The organism is Streptomyces apricus (assembly GCF_008369065.1).
GTDB classification, from domain to species: Bacteria; Actinomycetota; Actinomycetes; order Streptomycetales; family Streptomycetaceae; genus Streptomyces; species Streptomyces apricus.
On record NZ_VDFC01000047.1, the window covers coordinates 214,871 to 217,406 of the forward strand.

1 protein-coding gene and 1 pseudogene are annotated in these 2,536 nt (G+C 73.9%); both read left to right on the plus strand.

Annotated elements, in window-relative coordinates; translation table 11 throughout:
* A pseudogene (locus FGF04_RS41325) lies at positions 1 to 99 on the plus strand (sugar phosphate isomerase/epimerase); the annotation flags it as partial.
* A gap of 503 nt (positions 100 to 602) precedes the next feature.
* Positions 603 to 2,411: a glycoside hydrolase family 3 protein gene (locus FGF04_RS27375; protein ID WP_149514015.1), complete on the plus strand. Its 1,809-nt coding sequence runs from the start codon at positions 603 to 605 to the stop codon at positions 2,409 to 2,411.
* Positions 2,412 to 2,536 lie beyond the last annotated feature (125 nt).

The window sequence follows — 2,536 nt, forward strand, 5'->3', positions numbered from 1 at the left end:
GAGTACGAGAAGCGGTGGTACGAGTCGGCTGCGCCGCTTGAGGGGTTGTTGGACGGGGGGCGGGATCATCTGGCTCGGCTGTTGAACGAGTCCGCGTAGGGGCTCCGCCGGTTGGGAGGGACGAGGCCGGTGGTCGGGTGCGGGCCGGTGGGGGCTTGTCGCGCAGTTCCCCGCGCCCCTGACGGGCGCCCCTGACGGGGGCCGACAGGGCGCGGCGGGAAAGTGTGCTTCTTCCGGCGCTCTGGGGGCTTGTCGTCGCTCCTGTATCTATTTGCGGGAATCCGGGGGATCCGGGGAACCCGTCCCCGCCAGGCGTCGTCCAATTCGCGTGCTGCCGGACGAGTCTCCGCAGTGCGGTGTCGGCCTCGCTGCTGGCTGCGAATGCTGACCACCCTCTCCGCCGCCTGCGGCCGGCAGCACGCCGTCACCGGCGCGCCCCCCTCCAACAGCGCCGGTGACGGCCCCTCCCCCGCGCTTTCGCCCGTCCGCGTGTGTGCGCACCCTTGACCGGCAGTTATTTCCCGGATATCCGTGACTCCTTGGCAGTTTCCTTCAGCCTTGCCCCTCCACGGGCCTCCGGGCCCCCCTGGGAAGGAGCGCACGTGCACACCTCCAGACGTACGCTGCTCGCGGCCACCGCGGGCGCGGCGGCGGCCCTCGCCGCCGGCACCCCCGCGTCCGCCGGCACCGCCACCGCGGTCCACGACGACAAGCGGCTGCGCGCCCTGATCGCGCGCATGACGCTGGAAGAGAAGGTCGGGCAGCTCTTCGTGATGCGGGTGTACGGGCACTCCGCGACCGAGCCCGACCAGGCCGACGCCGACGCCAACCTCGCGGAGATCGGCGTGCGCACGGCCGCCGAGCTGATCGCGAAGTACCGGGTCGGCGGCATCATCTACTTCGGCTGGGCGCACAACACCCGCGAGCCGCACCAGATCGCGGAGCTGAGCAACGGCATCCAGCGGGCCGCCCTGGCGCAGCCCCGCGGGCTGCCCGTGCTCATCTCCACCGACCAGGAGCACGGGATAGTCGCCCGGGTGGGCGCCCCCGCGACGCTCTTCCCCGGCGCGATGGCCCTCGGCGCCGGCGGCTCGCGCACCGACGCCCGCACGGCCGGCCGGATCGGCGGCGCCGAGCTGCGCGCGATGGGCGTCCGGCAGGACTACGCCCCGGTCGCCGACGTGAACGTCAACCCGGCCAACCCGGTCATCGGGGTGCGCTCCTTCGGCTCCGACCCCGAGGCCGTGGCGGGCCTGGTGGCCGCCCAGGTGAAGGGCTACCAGGGCGCCGGGGTCGCGGCCACCTCCAAGCACTTCCCGGGGCACGGCGACACCGAGACCGACAGCCACTACGGCTTCCCGGTCATCGAGCACACCGAGGCCCAGTGGGAGGAGCTGGACGCGCCCCCGTTCCGGGCCGCGATCGCGGCGGGCATCGACTCGATCATGACCGCGCACATCATGGTCCCGGCGCTCGACCCGTCCGGCGACCCGGCCACCCTCTCCCGCCCGATCCTCACCGGCATCCTGCGCGAACGGCTCGGCTACGACGGGGTCGTGGTGACGGACTCGCTCGGCATGGAGGGCGTGCGCACCAAGTACGGCGACGACCGGGTGCCGGTGCTCGCCCTGAAGGCGGGCGTCGACCAGCTCCTCAACCCGCCCAAGCTGGACGTCGCCTGGAACGCGGTCCTGGCGGCGGTGCGCGGCGGCGAGCTGACGGAGGCGCGCCTCGACGAATCGATCCTGCGGGTGCTGCGGCTGAAGGCGAAGCTGGGGCTGCTGAAGGACCCGTACGTCACGGGGCGGGGCGTGGACCGCACGGTCGGGATTCCCTCGCACCTGAAGGCCGCCGACCGTATCGCCGAGCGGACGACCACGCTGCTGGTGAACTCGGGCGGGCTGCTGCCGCTCTCCCGCCGTACGCACCGGAAGGTGCTCGTCGTCGGCGCCGATCCGGCCTCGCCGTCGGGCACCACCGGCCCGCCCACGACCGTGCTGGGGGCCGCGCTCACCGAGCTGGGGTTCACCGCGACGGTGCTGTCCACCGGGACGGCGCCCTCGGCCGCGACGATCGCGAAGGCCGTCGCGGCGGCCCAGGACGTGGACGCGGTCCTGGTGGGCACGTACAACGTCACCGCCGCCTCCGCCCAGCGGGCCCTGGTCGAGCAGCTGCTCGCGACGGGGCGCCCGGTGGTCGCGCTGGCCGTGCGCAACCCGTACGACGTGGCCCACCTGCCGGGCGTCAAGGCGTACCTGGCGGCGTACTCGTGGACGGACGTCGAGCTGCGCGCCGCGGTACGGGTGCTGGCGGGACGGGCCGCCCCGCGCGGCAGGCTCCCGGTGCCGGTGCAGCGCGCGGACGACCCCACCCGGGTGCTGTATCCCGTGGGGCACGGCCTGACGTACTAGGTCCCGTGCGGCGGGGTGCGCGTAGTGGGTCTACGACGTGCGCCCCGCCGCGTACCCCCAAGTGACGCAAAGCGTCCCGTACGCCTGACGGGGACCCCTGCGCGGGGTCACGCTGGGCGGGGGAC